Raw genomic sequence first — 14443 nt, forward strand, 5'->3', positions numbered from 1 at the left:
TTTAACTTTAGTATAGTTTGGGAAGATATAAAAATAAATATCAAATAATAAATTAATCATGAATTTTGATTCAGCGAAAATTTAAACATATATTTGCACCCGCTTAGCGAAATCATGGCGAGGTAGCTCAGCTGGTTAGAGCGTCGGATTCATAACCCGGGGACAAAATTGAAATATTGAAGTAAATGGCGAGGTAGCTCAGGTGGTTAGAGCGTTGGATTCATAACCCAGAGGTCGGGGGTTCAAGTCCCCCTCTCGCTACTTTTTGATGATAAAAAACCCAAGATGAAAATCTTGGGTTTTTTTGTTAGGTAAAACATAGGTAAAACATTTTGGTGTTTTACTTGTCTATTACTAACGAGTCAATTCAAGACTCAATTATTGTTATTCTTTATGTAAATAATGATGAGTGGCTATTTTACTCTTTACGAAAGACACATTCTGTAAAGAGTTTCGCTCTTTTGAACTTTTAAATCAACTTAAATAATTGAGATATGGTCACTAGTAAACTAGAAACCCCAATTATTACAATCGCCCTTGCAAGATTTCTTTGCCGTTTTGAAGCTTCTTTGCTTGCTATTGTCTGATCTTGAAATCGAATGCTTAACTCTAGCAGCTGAACGCTTAGAAAATCTGTATTTAAACTAAATCTATCTGAAACCGCATTAGCCAAAGCCCTTTCTGCATCTTCGATTTTTCTATCCAATGAATGAACTAGCCTTCGAGTTTTAAGTTCTTCTTGTAGCTTATCTTTTTTCTTTGAATCAAGATCCTCAAATCTTTCTAATATTTGTATTGCCTCTTCTCTAATAGTCATTAAAGATTTAACGGAGTCATAAATTTTATCGATTTGAGAATTCATCTGAATTCTTTGCTCCCTAATTTTCTGTATTGACTTATTACTCATACAATCCTTTATTTCAACTTCATATCACTCCTCCCAAACTATACTGAGGGCTCTACCCTTATAGGAGATGCAGTGCTCAAAGAACTTCCTGTGTGAATCATCATCTTTTACGTAGTCGAATATGTCGACAGCCCAGATTTCTTCTTTTTTGAATAGGTTTTCAATACTTTCTGCAAAGTACTCGCCCATTACAGTTTTCGGTGCAACTCTATTTTGATATAACAAATACTTGTATGGAAAGTCTTCACTACAATGTCTCCAAATCACCTTCCCATTTTCGCCGTAGATTATCATAATAGAATGATTGCCAATTCCCGCAAACCTAAAAGCACAGGCCGTCCTACTGACATTATATTCGTCTTTCAAAAAATCGATAAGCTCTATGCTGAATTCCTTACGGTAGCAATCTTTTTTGAACCTAGCTTCCGGCATTAACAAACAAGACGCAAAATAATCAGCTTCTCTTTCAATTTGATTGAATTGTTTTCGGTTGGTACGTGAGGGATGCGGTTCCAGTAGACCTTTTTTCAGTCCTATTCTATGGGAGTCTATGTAATAATGTCCAAGCTCGTGGGCCAAAGTGAATCTACCTTTTGCCGAGTTTGGTTTATTCCCTAAGTCCGTGTTTAAATGTATATAGAATTTTCCATTTTCATAAAATGTCATTCCATCTACAGTATCTTTGCCATAGGAATCATAGTAAACAGCTAAACCTTCATCATCAATTATGCTATCAAGTGGCGTTGCCTTTTCTTGATATTCCAATGCTATGGTTTCCGCTAATTCTTTTATGCTTGGCTTAGTTGGAATCACTTGAGTCCTGATCGTGTTTTTTACGCATCTTATCAATGATATGCTGTGGTAGTTTTTCCTTTCCCTTTCGGGCTACCATTCGTAAACTTTCTATTTCAACATCAATATCTTCCTCAAACATAGTGATAACCTTGGGTTCTCTATGGAAGGTACTGTTGATTATAGCTATGGGGTCAATGGAGGTATTGTCTAACTTATAGTTATAATCTTCATACAGCTTGTTAAATCTGTCGAGTTCTCGTTCGCTACTCGGAAACAGAAAACCTGTGGAGCTCAACCAACTATCCAAGTGCCCGATTTCGATTAATCCTATTTTTTTAGGCTTTGCCATTAATAATATTTAAGTAGTTCGTAACGTGTCTGTTCGCATCTCCGTAATAAGTGTTCACGGACTTTTGGGTCAAAGAGAGTTTTTCTCTTAGTAGTCGGGTAATGGTTCTCGGGACTTTTTTACCTTCTTTTTGATAGGCTCGGTAGGTAAAATATATAATACGGTGTTTCTCGGTCAATTGTGTTAAGGCGCTCTCTATAGTTTTCATTTTGGCCACTATCTCCCTTTTGGCCTCAACACCATCTATATTTAATCTTTCAACCAATTCTTCAGCATCATTGACCAAACTTAAATCTTCCTCCTCTGTAGGTTCCGCACAAGTATTTTGCTCTCCATATTTTATAATCTGGGTATACAAAATTGGATACATCCACAGCAGAATGGCCTTATCAAAGTCTTTGGCCTTAGCTTTCTCTTTCTTGAAGGTAGGGTACTTCCATACCCTAGAGAATGTGCAATTCGCTATTTCCAAAGCAACGACCTCGTTATATCCATATTTGTTGCAGTAGATTTCAGATTTCCTTTTTACATCCTTCTCAAAACGATAGCAGAATTGCGCAAAGGCCAACTGCGCTTCGGCGGGGAATTCTTCTTTAAAAGAAATGTACTCTAGCAGTTCAACGCTAGGCATTTTTTCAAAATCTATGTCTTGACTGGTATCTGTATTCATCTATATACCAAAACGGATATATCTATTAAGGTATATGAGTGAGTGGCACTCATAAAACCACGGTTTAAACAGTAAAATGCTGGTAAATAATTCTTGGGGAGATTCAAATATAAAGAAAATCCCTACAAACTTAAAAATTAAAATTATGGCGAAAGATTCATCAGGTAAAAAGTTCAACAGAATACCAGAGCACAAACGAAAAGTAGGCGGCAAAACGATAACCGTCAAGGAACATATTAGAAGCAATAGGAAAGACAGCAAGGGAAAGTAACGAGCGGAACTCCACAGCTCTAAATGGAGATTGTTTAATCTTAAATTCATTTTATGAATAGTATTAATTTCTCCAAGGGAGAGCTTAGTGTATGTCATAAAAACAATTGTATGAATGTTAGAGGCGATATTGCAAAAGTTATCGTGTTTGGCCTTGCAACTCTTGTTGTTATTGGCGGCATTGCTTCAATGTTAGAGCAATCTAATTAGAAACTTGATTATAGTGGCCTTGGTATCAAGGCTGCCATATTTAGGAAATAATATATTAATAGGGTCATTTTGTCATATGAAAAATAAGACTATGGGATGGCTCAAAAATTGACCATAAAACTTATAAATAATTCTTATGATAGATATTTACAAAAAAGAAATCAATGAAATCCTAGAGATTCTAAGCGAAAATCTGGACATCTCTGAAAGCCAATACAAAGCGGCGGTAAAAAGTTACGAGGCTGTCGGAGATTGGCTTTCTAAAGAGGGTTCTCCGCTATACCCATATTCCCCGAGGATAATTCCTCAAGGATCTTTTATGCTTGGAACAATAATCAGACCCATCAATGATGAAGACGATATCGACATAGACCTTGTTTGCAAATTGGAAGGGAAACCTTCTCATTGGACACAAAAGCATTTAAAGGAAGCCGTTGGCGATAGACTTAAAGAGAATGCCAATTATAGTGATATGCTAGAGGATAAAGACGGCGGCAGAAGATGTTGGACACTCGAATATTCAGACGATGCTAACTATCATTTAGATGTCCTCCCTTCAATTTCGGATAAGAACTTTACTGTATTGTTGAGTGAATCATTTAACAATAGCCAAAATCTTGATACCGATAAATTGGCAATCCGAATTACCGATAAGGAAGAGGTCTTCTATTCGATTATGACCGAGACAGAATGGTGGATGAAAAGCAACCCTTTCGGCTATGCCAAATGGTTTTACCAAAGGGCCATATACAATTCAACCAAAATGTTTACCCTAAGCGAATCGATTGATCCTGTTCGACCATATCAGAAGAGCAAAATGCCTTTGCAAAGGGCAATTCAGCTGTTAAAACGGCACAGGGACATCATGTTTTCCTCAGAAGAGTACGATAGTGAGAACAAACCTATTTCCGTCATTATTACTACGCTGGCAAGCAGAGCATACGATAAAAGTGAGAATATCGTTGATGCCTATGTTAATATTGCAAGTAGAATGCGTAGCTATATTCAAACCAGACGTAATCCGAAAACGGGTCAGCAGGAAAGATGGGTAGGCAATCCGGTTAACGACGAAGAGAATTTCGCCGACAAATGGGCAGATGTCCCTCAAAAAGAGGAATATTTTTATGCTTGGCTGGACAAGTTGGAGGATGATCTATCTACAATTAAAAGTAGTCAGAATATAGGCTTACACAAACTCAATGAATCTTTCTCCGCGCAATATGGCGATAATGTTATCAAAAAAACATTTGCCGCCTATGGAGAAAAGAATAGGAAGCTAAGAGAGATGGGGCAGAGAAAAATGGCTGTTGGTACTGGGATTTTAGGAAGTACTGGTAAATCGGTGCCAAACCATAATTTTGAAGGTAGTGATTAGAAAATGAGCAGCAGATATTTTAGGTCAAATGGCAAAAGGACATTAAAAGGGCTTCTTTCCTCCGAACAGCTAAAAAAATAAAAGCTGCTTTCCCGGCTGCCCAAATTGTAAAGAATACTTGGAATAGTTTTCAAATAATTTTAGAGATACAGCCTTCTGCTTTAAGTGAAAAATACCATATTATGATTTGGTATGAACAGAATAGATCTGTAAAAGCATATGTGATTAACAAAAAACTCAAAATAGCACCAAACAGGGTTAAGTTACCCCACGTCTATAATAGTAAAAGACAACAACTTTGTTTGTATTCGCCAAGCAGAAATGAATGGAGTGGTTACAATTATATTGTTGACACTATTATTCCTTGGGCGAGTGAATGGCTATATTTTTATGAATTGTGGTTACCTGAAGGAAAATGGTATGGGGGTGGCCACAATGAATATCCAAATGAAGATTTTACAGAAATATTAAAAGATGAATAACAAAAAGTTTAAAATATTATCCATTGATGGTGGAGGGATAAAAGGTGTTTTTCCGGCAATGTTCTTAATGCTATTGGAAGATGAGTTGAAAAATCGTTCGGATGGCAAAACAAAGATCTATCAACATTTCGACCTGATTGCGGGCACCTCGACTGGTGGTATTATCGCTATTGCCTTGGCTCTTGGTATTCCCGCGAAAGAAATTTATCATTTGTATTTGGATAATGCGAAGAGCATCTTTGGAAATAAAAGGTCTTTTTTATTTGGGCAATTCCGTAGTTCAGCTCACGAAAGAGATCATCTTGAAACATTGGTTCGGAATAAATTCAAGGAAGCCAATGGTGCCGTTGAGCCAAGGTTAAAAGACTGTAAAACCCATGTCTGCATCCCTATTTACGATTTGATTCAGGGCAACCCTAGTGTATTGAAAACAAAATACCATCCTGCGTTTGAACGAGATTATCATATTCCTGCTTATCAGGTTGCAATGGCCACTTCTGCCGCCCCAACTTATTTTGACCCATATACGACGGAGTATGTTGACTTGAATGGAACGAAGAAAGATTTCGTAAACAAAGTTGATGGCGGGGTAATGGCAAATAATCCAACATTAGTCGCTTTTTTGGAAGCCATTAAAGCTTTCAAAGTTGAAATATCCGATTTGGAAATACTCTCTTTAGGTACCGGATATAAAAATTTTACTGATGGTAATTCTCGAAAAAGATGGGGGCTTTACTATTGGATGAGAAAAGATAAACGCCTGAGGCTTATCGATTTATTTATGCAAAGTCAGTCGCAACTTGTAGCAAATTATATTAGTCTTTTGTACCAAGGAATCGATAAAACCGAAAAGGAAAATCCAAATTTTGTCTACGATCGAATCGAAGTTCAACTTAATGAGGATAATTACATTGATATGGATGAAAGTGATACGACCAAAATCAAGAACTTCGCTGAACTTGCTTCAATCAAATACCAACACAATAGAAGTTCAATTTTAAATAAACATTTCTATTAATTTCAAATACAAACCACAACGAAACCCGTATCTAGGATTAGCATTAAAATATTATTCAAATGCCTTTGATTAATATACTCTTCACATTACACCAATTGAACATTGGTTCAAAATTATAGTTGAACAACCTTAAACATACTTCAGAAAAGCAAAACTCTTTACACAATCCGCTTTTTGTAAAGTGTTAACCCCATCATTTATGGCAAAATAACTCTCGTAAATTGAAAAGTCTTGACTCTTAAGTTCCAAATTCAAAAAATCCCCATTATCACATTATAATGTGATTTTTACCCCTGTTCACTATTTCTGTCGAATATTTTACCCTATTATCTCAATATAATGTGATTTTTATTGTAAATATTAAATTTTATAGCTAATTTTACACCTAAATCACATTATAGTGTCAAAAAAGAAGATAGGCAAGAGCATTAAAGCACGTAGAAAAGCGCTACGGGTAACCCAACAACAATTGGCCCAACTCGCCGATGTAAGTGTTAACACACTCTATAAAATTGAGCGTGGCCAGGCAAACCCTACCCTTGAAACCTTGGATGGAATTGCGGATGTATTGGGAATGGAGGTATGCTTAGAGGTAAAGAAGCTCTAAATTGATCATATGAGGCAGGCCAAAATATTATTTAAGGGAGAAGAAGCAGGCATACTTACCCAGTATGACGATGGAAGTTTTACGTATCGCTACCATGATCAATGGCTTGGCGATTCGGGAAAGCCGTCCATAAGCCTAACGTTGCCCAAAACCGAACAGGAGTACCGTTCCGAACATCTGTTCCCATTTTTTTATAATATGCTTCCAGAGGGAACAAACAAACAGGTAGTGTGCAGACATATGAAGATAGACCAAAACGATTACTTTGGCCTGTTGCTGACAACGGCACGTTATGATACGATTGGTGCCATAACCGTAAAGAAAATTGAGCAACCGATATGAGTTTACCGATGATAAAATATTGTCCCGGCACTTTGGCAGAGGGGTATGAAACCTACAGCACGACCTGTTTGAGAAGGGTGTTTGATGGAAGAAAGGTAAACCATATGTTGCCCTACGATTCCCCGGCCAGCAACGAAGCTACGGATGAACTCTTTGTTGAGAACCGAAAAAGGATCTCGATTTCCGGGGTACAGGAAAAATTTTCCGTCCTTTTGGAGAAAAATAAACTTCGGCTTATTAACGAAGGGGAGCAAGGAACCTATATATTAAAACCAATTCCCGGTGCAGGTAAAAATCCTGACCAGATGCCTGCTAATGAGCATTTGACGATGCAGATCGCACGACAGGTATTCGATATCGAGACCGCCGAAAATGCGCTCATATTTTTTAAAGATGGCACACCGGCCTACATTACCAAGCGATTTGATGTAAAGAAAGGCGGTAGAAAACTTGCCAAAGAGGATTTTGCTTCCTTGGCGGGAAGGACTCCCCAGACCCATGGGGAACACTATAAATATTCGTGCAATTATCTTGAATTGTTCGAACTTATGAAAAAATACCTGCCTGCCTATCAATTGGAGGCACCGAAACTTTTCCGACTACTCGTTTTCAATTATCTTTTTTCCAATGGGGATGCCCATTTCAAAAATTTCTCGTTATTGGAAACAGAATTGGGAGATTTCAGGTTAAGTCCTGCCTATGACCTGCTCAATACACGAATGCATATACAGGATTCCGATTTTGCGTTAGACGACGGCCTGTTACCTAAGAACTTGTCCAAAGGCAAGGTTATGCAACAATTTCTTTCGCTTGCCGAACACGCAGAAATTGGCCAAGGCCAATTGGATGGGGTCTTGGACAAATTGCTGTCAAATTCTAAAGCGGTCGAAAAATTAATAGATGCTTCCTATCTAAGTGATACTTCCAAACGAAATTATTTACAGTCGTATCAAACAAGGCTTAAAAAACTAAATCGAAAGTAATAGGTACAAATTCCAACAAACATACCTTCTACTTGAAAAAATACGCACTCCAAACAAAAATTTGTTTGGCAGCAACTCCATGCTAGAATGAACGAAATAGAAGAATTAAAATCCTTTGAAGATGAATGAGATGTACACAATTTATGTCCACTTTCCATGTGCTGAAGATTATATGGATAAGGCCGTGCAACTTGAGATTCAGATGCCCTTTGTGCCTAGAATCGGAGATTGCCTCTTTATTGACCCTCAAGATTATAAACATTTAGAGAGAAAGGTAGAGCAAACCGAAGCCTTGAAAAAAAGATACAAGAGATGGATTTATGGCGGGCAGCGATGTTCTTTTGATGATGCCTCCATTGTTATCGCAGTGGTCTGGAATAACAACGATAGCACTATTCACATTGAATTGGGAGAAAATATAGATGAGGAAAGGGATTAAATATCCAATGTACAATAGTTCCTTTTTTTAAGGGTCACACCAAAATCGGGTTAACCCTCCCCGATTCCAAATTCACGAATGCCCCGTGTTTCTGAATTTGCTTATGGTACAACAACCGAAACAGACAATCGGCTGCATGGGCGACCAAAACATCATTGATAAACAACGATTGCTCGTTCAGCTTGTCGGAATAGGCACATCCCCTACCCTGCAAATTGGGCGTATCATGCGCATCCAAATCGGGGAAAAAGTCGATGATGTTTTTGAGTTTTTCCACCATTTCAAAATCCTCCCGTTCTGTTTTTCGTTCTTCCTCGAACAACGTTCCCAATACGAATTGCCCACTATCCCTGCTATTTCCAATGTCCAACCAATAGAACATGCTTTGATATTCCGAAACTTTGAAGGGAAATTCAAGCGATTTTGATAACAGTGTTCTAAATCGGGCATTATCCACACAAGTGATGATGATGTTCGCCCGAATATCCTCGCCATTAGGCAGTGAATCCATAGGAATACCCTCCCATTGCAGACCAAAGGCAATATTAACCTTATTGACGGCATTGACAACCTTATACTCCCCTACATCACTAAGGGCATAGAGTTGTCTGCCTACATTGTTGTTTTCCACCACATCGGAATCATAAGCGATTATGTGCAACCCTGGTTGTCCGATCTGGCGCAAGGCAAAATCCATCCTTGCCAACCGTGCCAGCATCAATGACCCTGTTCCCCCCACCCCAATCAATGCAATGGTAATTGGATGGGTGGGGTTATAGAAATAATTGGGCGCAAAGTGTATTCTAGTCTTCATATAAATCCTTTAAAATCAATTTGTTTTCATTCAATAGCCCATCATCAAACGATGTTTTCCCAAAATTCCGTTTCATGACATCGACAATGTTCCCTTTTGCAATGTGGTTGTGATGGGTTGCCGTGAAAACGGAACGAAAAAATTGCAGCTCGACAAACCCCATGATGTCCTCGTAATATTCGAAGCCGTCATAATCCATCGAGGCGTTGCCCATACATACATTTCCTTGCTTTCCTACGTTCAATAAGGGTGCGTGGTACAATGGTATAGTGTCGGTCAATTTATCCTTTCGATGAAGGGCAAAGACTTTGAGGTTATTTCCTTCGAGTTTGAAAACCAGTTTTGGCAAGGGATAATTTCCCGAAGCGATTCCCGTTCGTGTATCGAAATACAGGGTGTGCTGTTTTGGATGGACGTACCATACCAGTTGGAGATTTCCCTTGAAATCGAAATGGATAAGGTTCTTGGGCAACATTCCCTTAAAACGGAACTTTATCAAATCGCCCTCTAAACACCTAAAAAGGTTTCGGGCGGTATCTTTGGTCAACGGCATCCCTGCCGTAAGCTTTGCCCCTACGATGTTGTGATATGAAAAGTAGTGTCCCCTGTTGTAATAATCTTCCTCTTGGGAGTAGCCTATTATGGCGAATTTTGGAAGAAAGTGTTCATCGGGCTGTAAAATAGCGATCTGTTCCATGTTCAAAGTAGTCTTAAAAGTTCGTTGAGATCGGTGAGAAATTCTTCCAACCGATTGAGATTGTAGATCAAACCTTCTTCGAAAGGTTGAATGTTTCCTTTTTCGACCGTAGTAAGTTCATAAGCCGAAATTATGTCGTATTCGTTGGAACATTCGTTGAGCATTTCGATATAGGAACGGCTAAATTCACTATCCGCATCATCAACAATCAGGAATGATTCCCAATGCTCGAACATACTTTCATAGGCATCCCGTGTTCCGATACGGAACGGCACCTGAAAATCAATGGTATCGGCTTTTGATAACAGTTCCTTGATTCGTTTGTGCAGGGACTTGCGAGGACGGTATTTTAGCAAAAGGGATTTCCAATCCTGTGGTTCGTATTCATTGAAAAGCTTTTGGTAGCGACCGAAGAACCTGACCGAATTGCAATTCCCAAAAACACTACCGTTTTTTCTGTGGTAGGCTTCTTCCTCGAAAAGATATTCCCAGAGCCAGTCCACCCTATCCTCGCCCGTATGAAAAAGGTTGATATAGGGTAGGCTTTTGATGAAGGACATCAGTATATCAAAAAGCATGGGGTTTTTCCATCGCAGGGGCATAACGGATTCCAACGGAATACAATAGACCGTGCTACGATTCCCGATATGGCGTTTCAAAACCAAGCGCAAATCGGAATCTTCCCATAAAACTTCGATATGGTCTATTTTAGCTCTTTCTTTTAAATGATTGGCGCATCGCAATATCAAATCATCCAAGCTATCGGATGCTGAAAACCGCCAATCGTCAATCTTTCCCGAAAAGTTTCGGGTCGCATCCACTATTAAACTGGCAAGTGCCTTTGTATCGACCGATGATTCATCCTCTAGTATCGGTTTGGAAAGCAAGGGCAATACGCTTAGGTCAGAAATGGAAAAACCTTTGGTTGCAGGACTTTTGGTCTTTGTGTTCCGAACCTGTAATGGGATTGTTGTACCGCCTTGAACAATTGGGCGTGGAACTCTTTGAGTTCTTTCGATCGTAAGGGTGTCGGTTTGTGGGTCCATTTTTCGTTATTTAGAAATTCGTCTACGTTCATTGGTCTATCCCTTTGTTCCCGCCAAGGTCTTGAAATGGATTTCATGATAACCATTGACAATCCCCTTGTCCATAATATTGGCGTTGGTCAGTTCGGCATAGATCTGTGAATAGTGTTCCATCACTTGCTGATGGGTCAATAGGCTATCCAAATCATCCAAAACGATGGAGTTGTTGTTTCCGTTTTGGTAGATGTACTTACGTTCTATTGTTGCGATTTCCATTATTGAAAAAGTTTAGGGGATTCGTATGCTTTCATATCCTTGATGACCTTTTGAGCTTCCTTGTGGCTCGCGTCTATCTTCAAAATTTGGTTGGCAAGGTCAGTTGCCTTCTTATGGTCGCTCATGGGATTAAAGTCCTTCTCTTTCAGAAGTTGCTTTAACTCGGTCGCCTTTTTGGAAGTAGATTCTTTTTTCTTCTTGGCCTGTTGTGTCTTTTGTTCGGTTTCCGCCAAGGTTTTCTCGAAAGCCACGGTATTCCTGAAAAGTGCCTTGGTCTGCTCCAAAGGTTTTTGAAGGATTTGAAAAAATTTCTCGTCCACTTCCGTTACGTTTCCACGCAGGGTAAGTGGTTTTAGGGATTGAAGTGCCTTGTCCTTGGCACTCGATTTGGGCAGTAGAGATACGCTTACCACATCCTCATTAAAGGAAATACTGATGCCAAATTGTTCGATTCCCGTTTGCCGTAATGTTGAAAAAAAGTCTGTCATAGTAACGGTATTTATTGTTCTTAAAAAACTATTTTAATTAGAAGCGGGGCTTGGTATAAACCGCATGAATTTGCCCCGCTCCTTCCTTAACTCACCTTCAAGATACGCCCATACCAATGAGAATCCACGGAAAAACAGGCTAAAATCCACCCTTATCTTCTTTCTCCCTATCCACAAAAAAAGCGCCCGATAGGGCGCTATATTCCAATAAAGGATATGAAATAGTTAAACGCAATAGGGTTTATATCTTTAGCATAAGTAAGACTTTTACTAATAAAAAAATAAATGTATTTTGGGCTCGCCTAAATACATAACCAAAAAACATATATACAAATGAAAATAAACCAGATCCTTGCAATTGGATTCATGACGCTAGCATTTGCATGCGGAAAGAGTAAAAAAGAAGTTGAAAAAGAACAAGCCAAAATTGAACTGGAACAAAAAAGATTGGCGGAACAACAGGAATTAGAGAGAATCCATTTGGAAAAAATTGAAGTTGGAAAATCCAAACTAAGAATAGACTTGACCAATGAACTAGAAAGGCTTAAAGAATTACTAGACCAAGAGAATAAAAAAATGGAAGAGATTGGCAGATTTCAGTTAGGTCGTTCAAGCACAACAAAAGAAAAGCAACTCAATGACCAAAGCACTAAAATTAGAAAGCTGAATGATTATATATCAAACTTAGAAAACGAGATTTCTCTAATAAACTTAAGGGAAACCTTTGATTTTCAAAACACCCCGGAAGGAGTAATAAACTATTTGTTCGAGTCAGCGAAGAATCATGATTTCAGTAAATTGAGATATCTGTGTGACCCTTACGGTGAAAATGATGGAGATGTGCGCGGAATTTGTTTAGTGGAAATGCAACCAAAGGAAATGCAGAATAAATTTGCCGAAAGTTTTAAGAATGGAAGAATCATGGGAGAAGCAAAAATTGAGAACGAAACTGCAAAAATTGAAATCGCTTTTGGGCCTGGTTCCGACAAACTTGAAACAGTAGGGCTTGTCAAAAGACTTGATAACTGGTATCTCTCAGGGCTATAAATACTAATTATTTTCGGTTTACTATACCTCAATAAAAATATGCCTGTACGAACAGAAAAAATATTTGGCGATGTCACTCCAAAATCCGTTGAGGAGATACTCTTGAAGGAATTACCTAAAAATTCATGGCTGATTGATGAAAAAATCAAATTCGTTAAGCAACTCAATAACTATATCTCGATTATCGATGACCTAGAAAACGTAAAGGATCTTATTCAGGAACTTGTCGTTATCCGCGAGAAAGAGGTAAAAGCAAATAAAGAGGAAAGGAGACTGATAAAAAGAGCACTTTTTATAACCGCGATTATCAACTATGCTCGATGCTTTAATAGTACTAAAAAGGACGGAAGAAATTCTATTGACATCAAACTCATCAGAAAAGATTTTCCAAAATACAATGATATAGAAGTTGCCGATTTATTACGATTTCATAAGTATATTATGGGTTTAAGAAATACCTTCATTGCACACGCGGATAGGAATATTTATGAAACCGATAGGGCTCATATTGAATTTGAATATGATGGAAAAATCCTGAATTCCACCTTTAGTCATTACTCTATCAAAGTGTTTAGTTTCGATGAAGTCCAACTGAAGAACTTTTTTATTTTAACCAATTTACTCCTCATAAAGGTTGAAGAAAAAAAGCGTGCTTTGGTTGATAAGGTAAAAAACAAGGTCGGTAATCGAAAGTTATTGGAGATTGGTTTGAAACTATCGAAAAAAACCTGAATCTTCCTCTACGTCTAAAATCTGGATTCTCTTTTATTTTGAGTAAAGTAAATCATGAAAGGAATTTGTGCATTATATGGAAATGAGACAGATTTGATGGAAAGCCACATTTTTCCAAAATTTGTCATCAAGCATACCAAGAAAACGGGGTCAAAATTTTTGAGAAAATTGGTTGAACCCAATAAACGGGAACAAGATGGAATTAAACATCATTTGCTAAGTTTTAAAGCAGAGCAAGATTTTGCAGTTCGCGAAAAATGGTTCGCCGAGAAAATTTTTCATCCTTTCTTGGAAGGTACTACAGAACTAGAATACAACGAAAATCTCTACTATTTCTCAATTTCGTTTCTATGGCGAATACTATTGTCCGAATTCAGAACGACGGAAAATATAAAGAAACGATGGTATTTTGAACTACTTCAAGAGGTAGAAGAGGAATGGAAGTTTTATTTGCGGACAGACACTATTCCCGGAAAGTTTCACAACGTAAACCTATTTTTGACGGATAGGATAAAATCACATTCAACAGATTTAAAGGGAGTCGACTTTTACTTCACTAGAGCGTTAGACGGAACAATTGTAAGTGGCCCATCTAAAGAGTATGTAATAGTATATGGAAAGTTCAACCGCTTTGTCTTTTGGAGTGTCATCAAAAGCCCTGGATATCTGGATGAACTTTATGATGTTGAAATTCATCCAAAAGGGGGGAGTATTGAAATCCCCCAGAGGTTAGAATATGAACCGATAACAACTTTTATGACCAATCGAATTAAAAAAATAGCAGAGTTTCCACTTCCAAGCGAAGCTCAACAAGATAGAATTGTAGAAGAAATAATGAAAGATCCTGAAAGTTTCTGGAAATCTGATATTGGACGATCCATGTATAATGATAGGTTCAATCTAGAGAAATAATTTGT

Annotated in this window: 21 protein-coding genes and 1 tRNA gene; 13 read left to right on the plus strand and 9 right to left on the minus strand. The window is 38.1% G+C overall.

Features of this window, described 5'->3' with window-relative positions; translation table 11 throughout:
• Positions 1-187 precede the first annotated feature (187 nt).
• Positions 188-261, plus strand: a tRNA-Met gene (locus PY092_RS10240).
• 208 nt (positions 262-469) lie between these two features.
• On the opposite strand, the gene PY092_RS10245 is transcribed toward PY092_RS10240, so the two are convergent.
• The 4 genes from PY092_RS10245 to PY092_RS10260 are packed head-to-tail and all read right to left on the minus strand — an operon-like array spanning position 470 to position 2721.
• Positions 470-907, minus strand: a complete 438-nt coding sequence (locus PY092_RS10245; RefSeq protein WP_275615758.1) for a hypothetical protein — start codon at positions 905-907, stop codon at positions 470-472.
• Positions 908-931: 24 nt separating this feature from the next.
• Positions 932-1720, minus strand: a complete 789-nt coding sequence (locus tag PY092_RS10250) for an ImmA/IrrE family metallo-endopeptidase (RefSeq protein ID WP_275615759.1) — start codon at positions 1718-1720, stop codon at positions 932-934.
• Complete coding sequence (locus PY092_RS10255) at positions 1707-2051, minus strand: hypothetical protein (protein WP_275615760.1); 345 nt, start codon at positions 2049-2051, stop codon at positions 1707-1709. Before PY092_RS10255 ends, PY092_RS10250 begins: the two co-directional genes overlap by 14 nt.
• Positions 2038-2721, minus strand: coding sequence for an RNA polymerase subunit sigma (locus PY092_RS10260; protein WP_275615761.1), 684 nt, complete (start codon positions 2719-2721; stop codon positions 2038-2040). Before PY092_RS10260 ends, PY092_RS10255 begins: the two co-directional genes overlap by 14 nt.
• A 145-nt stretch (positions 2722-2866) precedes the next feature.
• Between PY092_RS10260 and PY092_RS10265 the strand changes: the two genes are divergently transcribed.
• The 9 genes from PY092_RS10265 to PY092_RS10305 all read left to right on the plus strand — a co-directional run bounded on the left by PY092_RS10265 (position 2867) and on the right by PY092_RS10305 (position 8447).
• Positions 2867-2992 carry a hypothetical protein gene (locus tag PY092_RS10265; RefSeq protein ID WP_262509855.1) on the plus strand — a complete coding sequence of 42 codons (126 nt, stop codon included), beginning with the start codon at positions 2867-2869 and terminating at the stop codon, positions 2990-2992.
• Positions 2993-3045: 53 nt separating this feature from the next.
• Positions 3046-3201, plus strand: coding sequence for a hypothetical protein (locus tag PY092_RS10270; protein WP_275615762.1), 156 nt, complete (start codon positions 3046-3048; stop codon positions 3199-3201).
• Positions 3202-3337: 136 nt separating this feature from the next.
• Positions 3338-4576, plus strand: coding sequence for a nucleotidyltransferase domain-containing protein (locus tag PY092_RS10275; protein WP_275615763.1), 1239 nt, complete (start codon positions 3338-3340; stop codon positions 4574-4576).
• Between the two features lie 104 nt (positions 4577-4680).
• Positions 4681-5058, plus strand: coding sequence for a type II CBASS E2 protein (locus tag PY092_RS10280; protein ID WP_470300425.1), 378 nt, complete (start codon positions 4681-4683; stop codon positions 5056-5058).
• Positions 5051-6076 (plus strand): CBASS cGAMP-activated phospholipase, encoded by a 1026-nt coding sequence (locus PY092_RS10285; protein ID WP_275615765.1) that lies wholly within the window; start codon positions 5051-5053, stop codon positions 6074-6076. The genes PY092_RS10280 and PY092_RS10285 overlap by 8 nt, the downstream gene beginning before the upstream one ends.
• Before the next feature lie 400 nt (positions 6077-6476).
• Entirely contained in the window at positions 6477-6683 is a 207-nt protein-coding gene (locus PY092_RS10290) for a helix-turn-helix domain-containing protein (protein WP_275615766.1), read from the plus strand.
• 9 nt (positions 6684-6692) lie between these two features.
• Positions 6693-7025, plus strand: a complete 333-nt coding sequence (locus tag PY092_RS10295) for a HipA N-terminal domain-containing protein (protein WP_275615767.1) — start codon at positions 6693-6695, stop codon at positions 7023-7025.
• Entirely contained in the window at positions 7022-8008 is a 987-nt protein-coding gene (locus PY092_RS10300; protein WP_275615768.1) for a type II toxin-antitoxin system HipA family toxin, read from the plus strand. Before PY092_RS10295 ends, PY092_RS10300 begins: the two co-directional genes overlap by 4 nt.
• A 121-nt stretch (positions 8009-8129) precedes the next feature.
• A complete protein-coding gene (locus PY092_RS10305; RefSeq protein ID WP_275615769.1) occupies positions 8130-8447 on the plus strand; it encodes a hypothetical protein in 318 nt (105 codons plus the stop codon).
• Positions 8448-8481: 34 nt separating this feature from the next.
• Here PY092_RS10305 and PY092_RS10310 read toward each other — a convergent pair whose 3' ends face one another.
• The 5 genes from PY092_RS10310 to PY092_RS10330 are packed head-to-tail and all read right to left on the minus strand — an operon-like array spanning position 8482 to position 11747.
• Positions 8482-9261, minus strand: a complete 780-nt coding sequence (locus tag PY092_RS10310; RefSeq protein WP_275615770.1) for a PRTRC system ThiF family protein — start codon at positions 9259-9261, stop codon at positions 8482-8484.
• Positions 9251-9958, minus strand: a complete 708-nt coding sequence (locus tag PY092_RS10315) for a hypothetical protein (protein ID WP_275615771.1) — start codon at positions 9956-9958, stop codon at positions 9251-9253. Before PY092_RS10315 ends, PY092_RS10310 begins: the two co-directional genes overlap by 11 nt.
• A gap of 2 nt (positions 9959-9960) precedes the next feature.
• Complete coding sequence (locus tag PY092_RS10320) at positions 9961-11004, minus strand: hypothetical protein (protein ID WP_275615772.1); 1044 nt, start codon at positions 11002-11004, stop codon at positions 9961-9963.
• Positions 11005-11040: 36 nt separating this feature from the next.
• On the minus strand, positions 11041-11259 hold the full coding sequence (locus PY092_RS10325; protein WP_275615773.1) for a PRTRC system protein C: 219 nt from the start codon (positions 11257-11259) through the stop codon (positions 11041-11043).
• Complete coding sequence (locus PY092_RS10330) at positions 11259-11747, minus strand: PRTRC system protein E (protein ID WP_094998899.1); 489 nt, start codon at positions 11745-11747, stop codon at positions 11259-11261. The genes PY092_RS10325 and PY092_RS10330 overlap by 1 nt, the downstream gene beginning before the upstream one ends.
• A 333-nt stretch (positions 11748-12080) precedes the next feature.
• Between PY092_RS10330 and PY092_RS10335 the strand changes: the two genes are divergently transcribed.
• From PY092_RS10335 to PY092_RS10345, 3 genes are read left to right on the plus strand one after another with little or no spacing between them, the layout of a single operon-like run.
• On the plus strand, positions 12081-12794 hold the full coding sequence (locus PY092_RS10335) for a hypothetical protein (RefSeq protein WP_275615774.1): 714 nt from the start codon (positions 12081-12083) through the stop codon (positions 12792-12794).
• Positions 12795-12833: 39 nt separating this feature from the next.
• Entirely contained in the window at positions 12834-13526 is a 693-nt protein-coding gene (locus PY092_RS10340) for a hypothetical protein (protein ID WP_275615775.1), read from the plus strand.
• Positions 13527-13580: 54 nt separating this feature from the next.
• Positions 13581-14438: a hypothetical protein gene (locus PY092_RS10345; protein ID WP_094998902.1), complete on the plus strand. Its 858-nt coding sequence runs from the start codon at positions 13581-13583 to the stop codon at positions 14436-14438.
• Positions 14439-14443: the final 5 nt, after the last annotated feature.

The sequence above is a fragment of the Flagellimonas yonaguniensis genome, from assembly GCF_029193885.1.
Taxonomy (GTDB): domain Bacteria; phylum Bacteroidota; class Bacteroidia; order Flavobacteriales; family Flavobacteriaceae; genus Flagellimonas; species Flagellimonas yonaguniensis.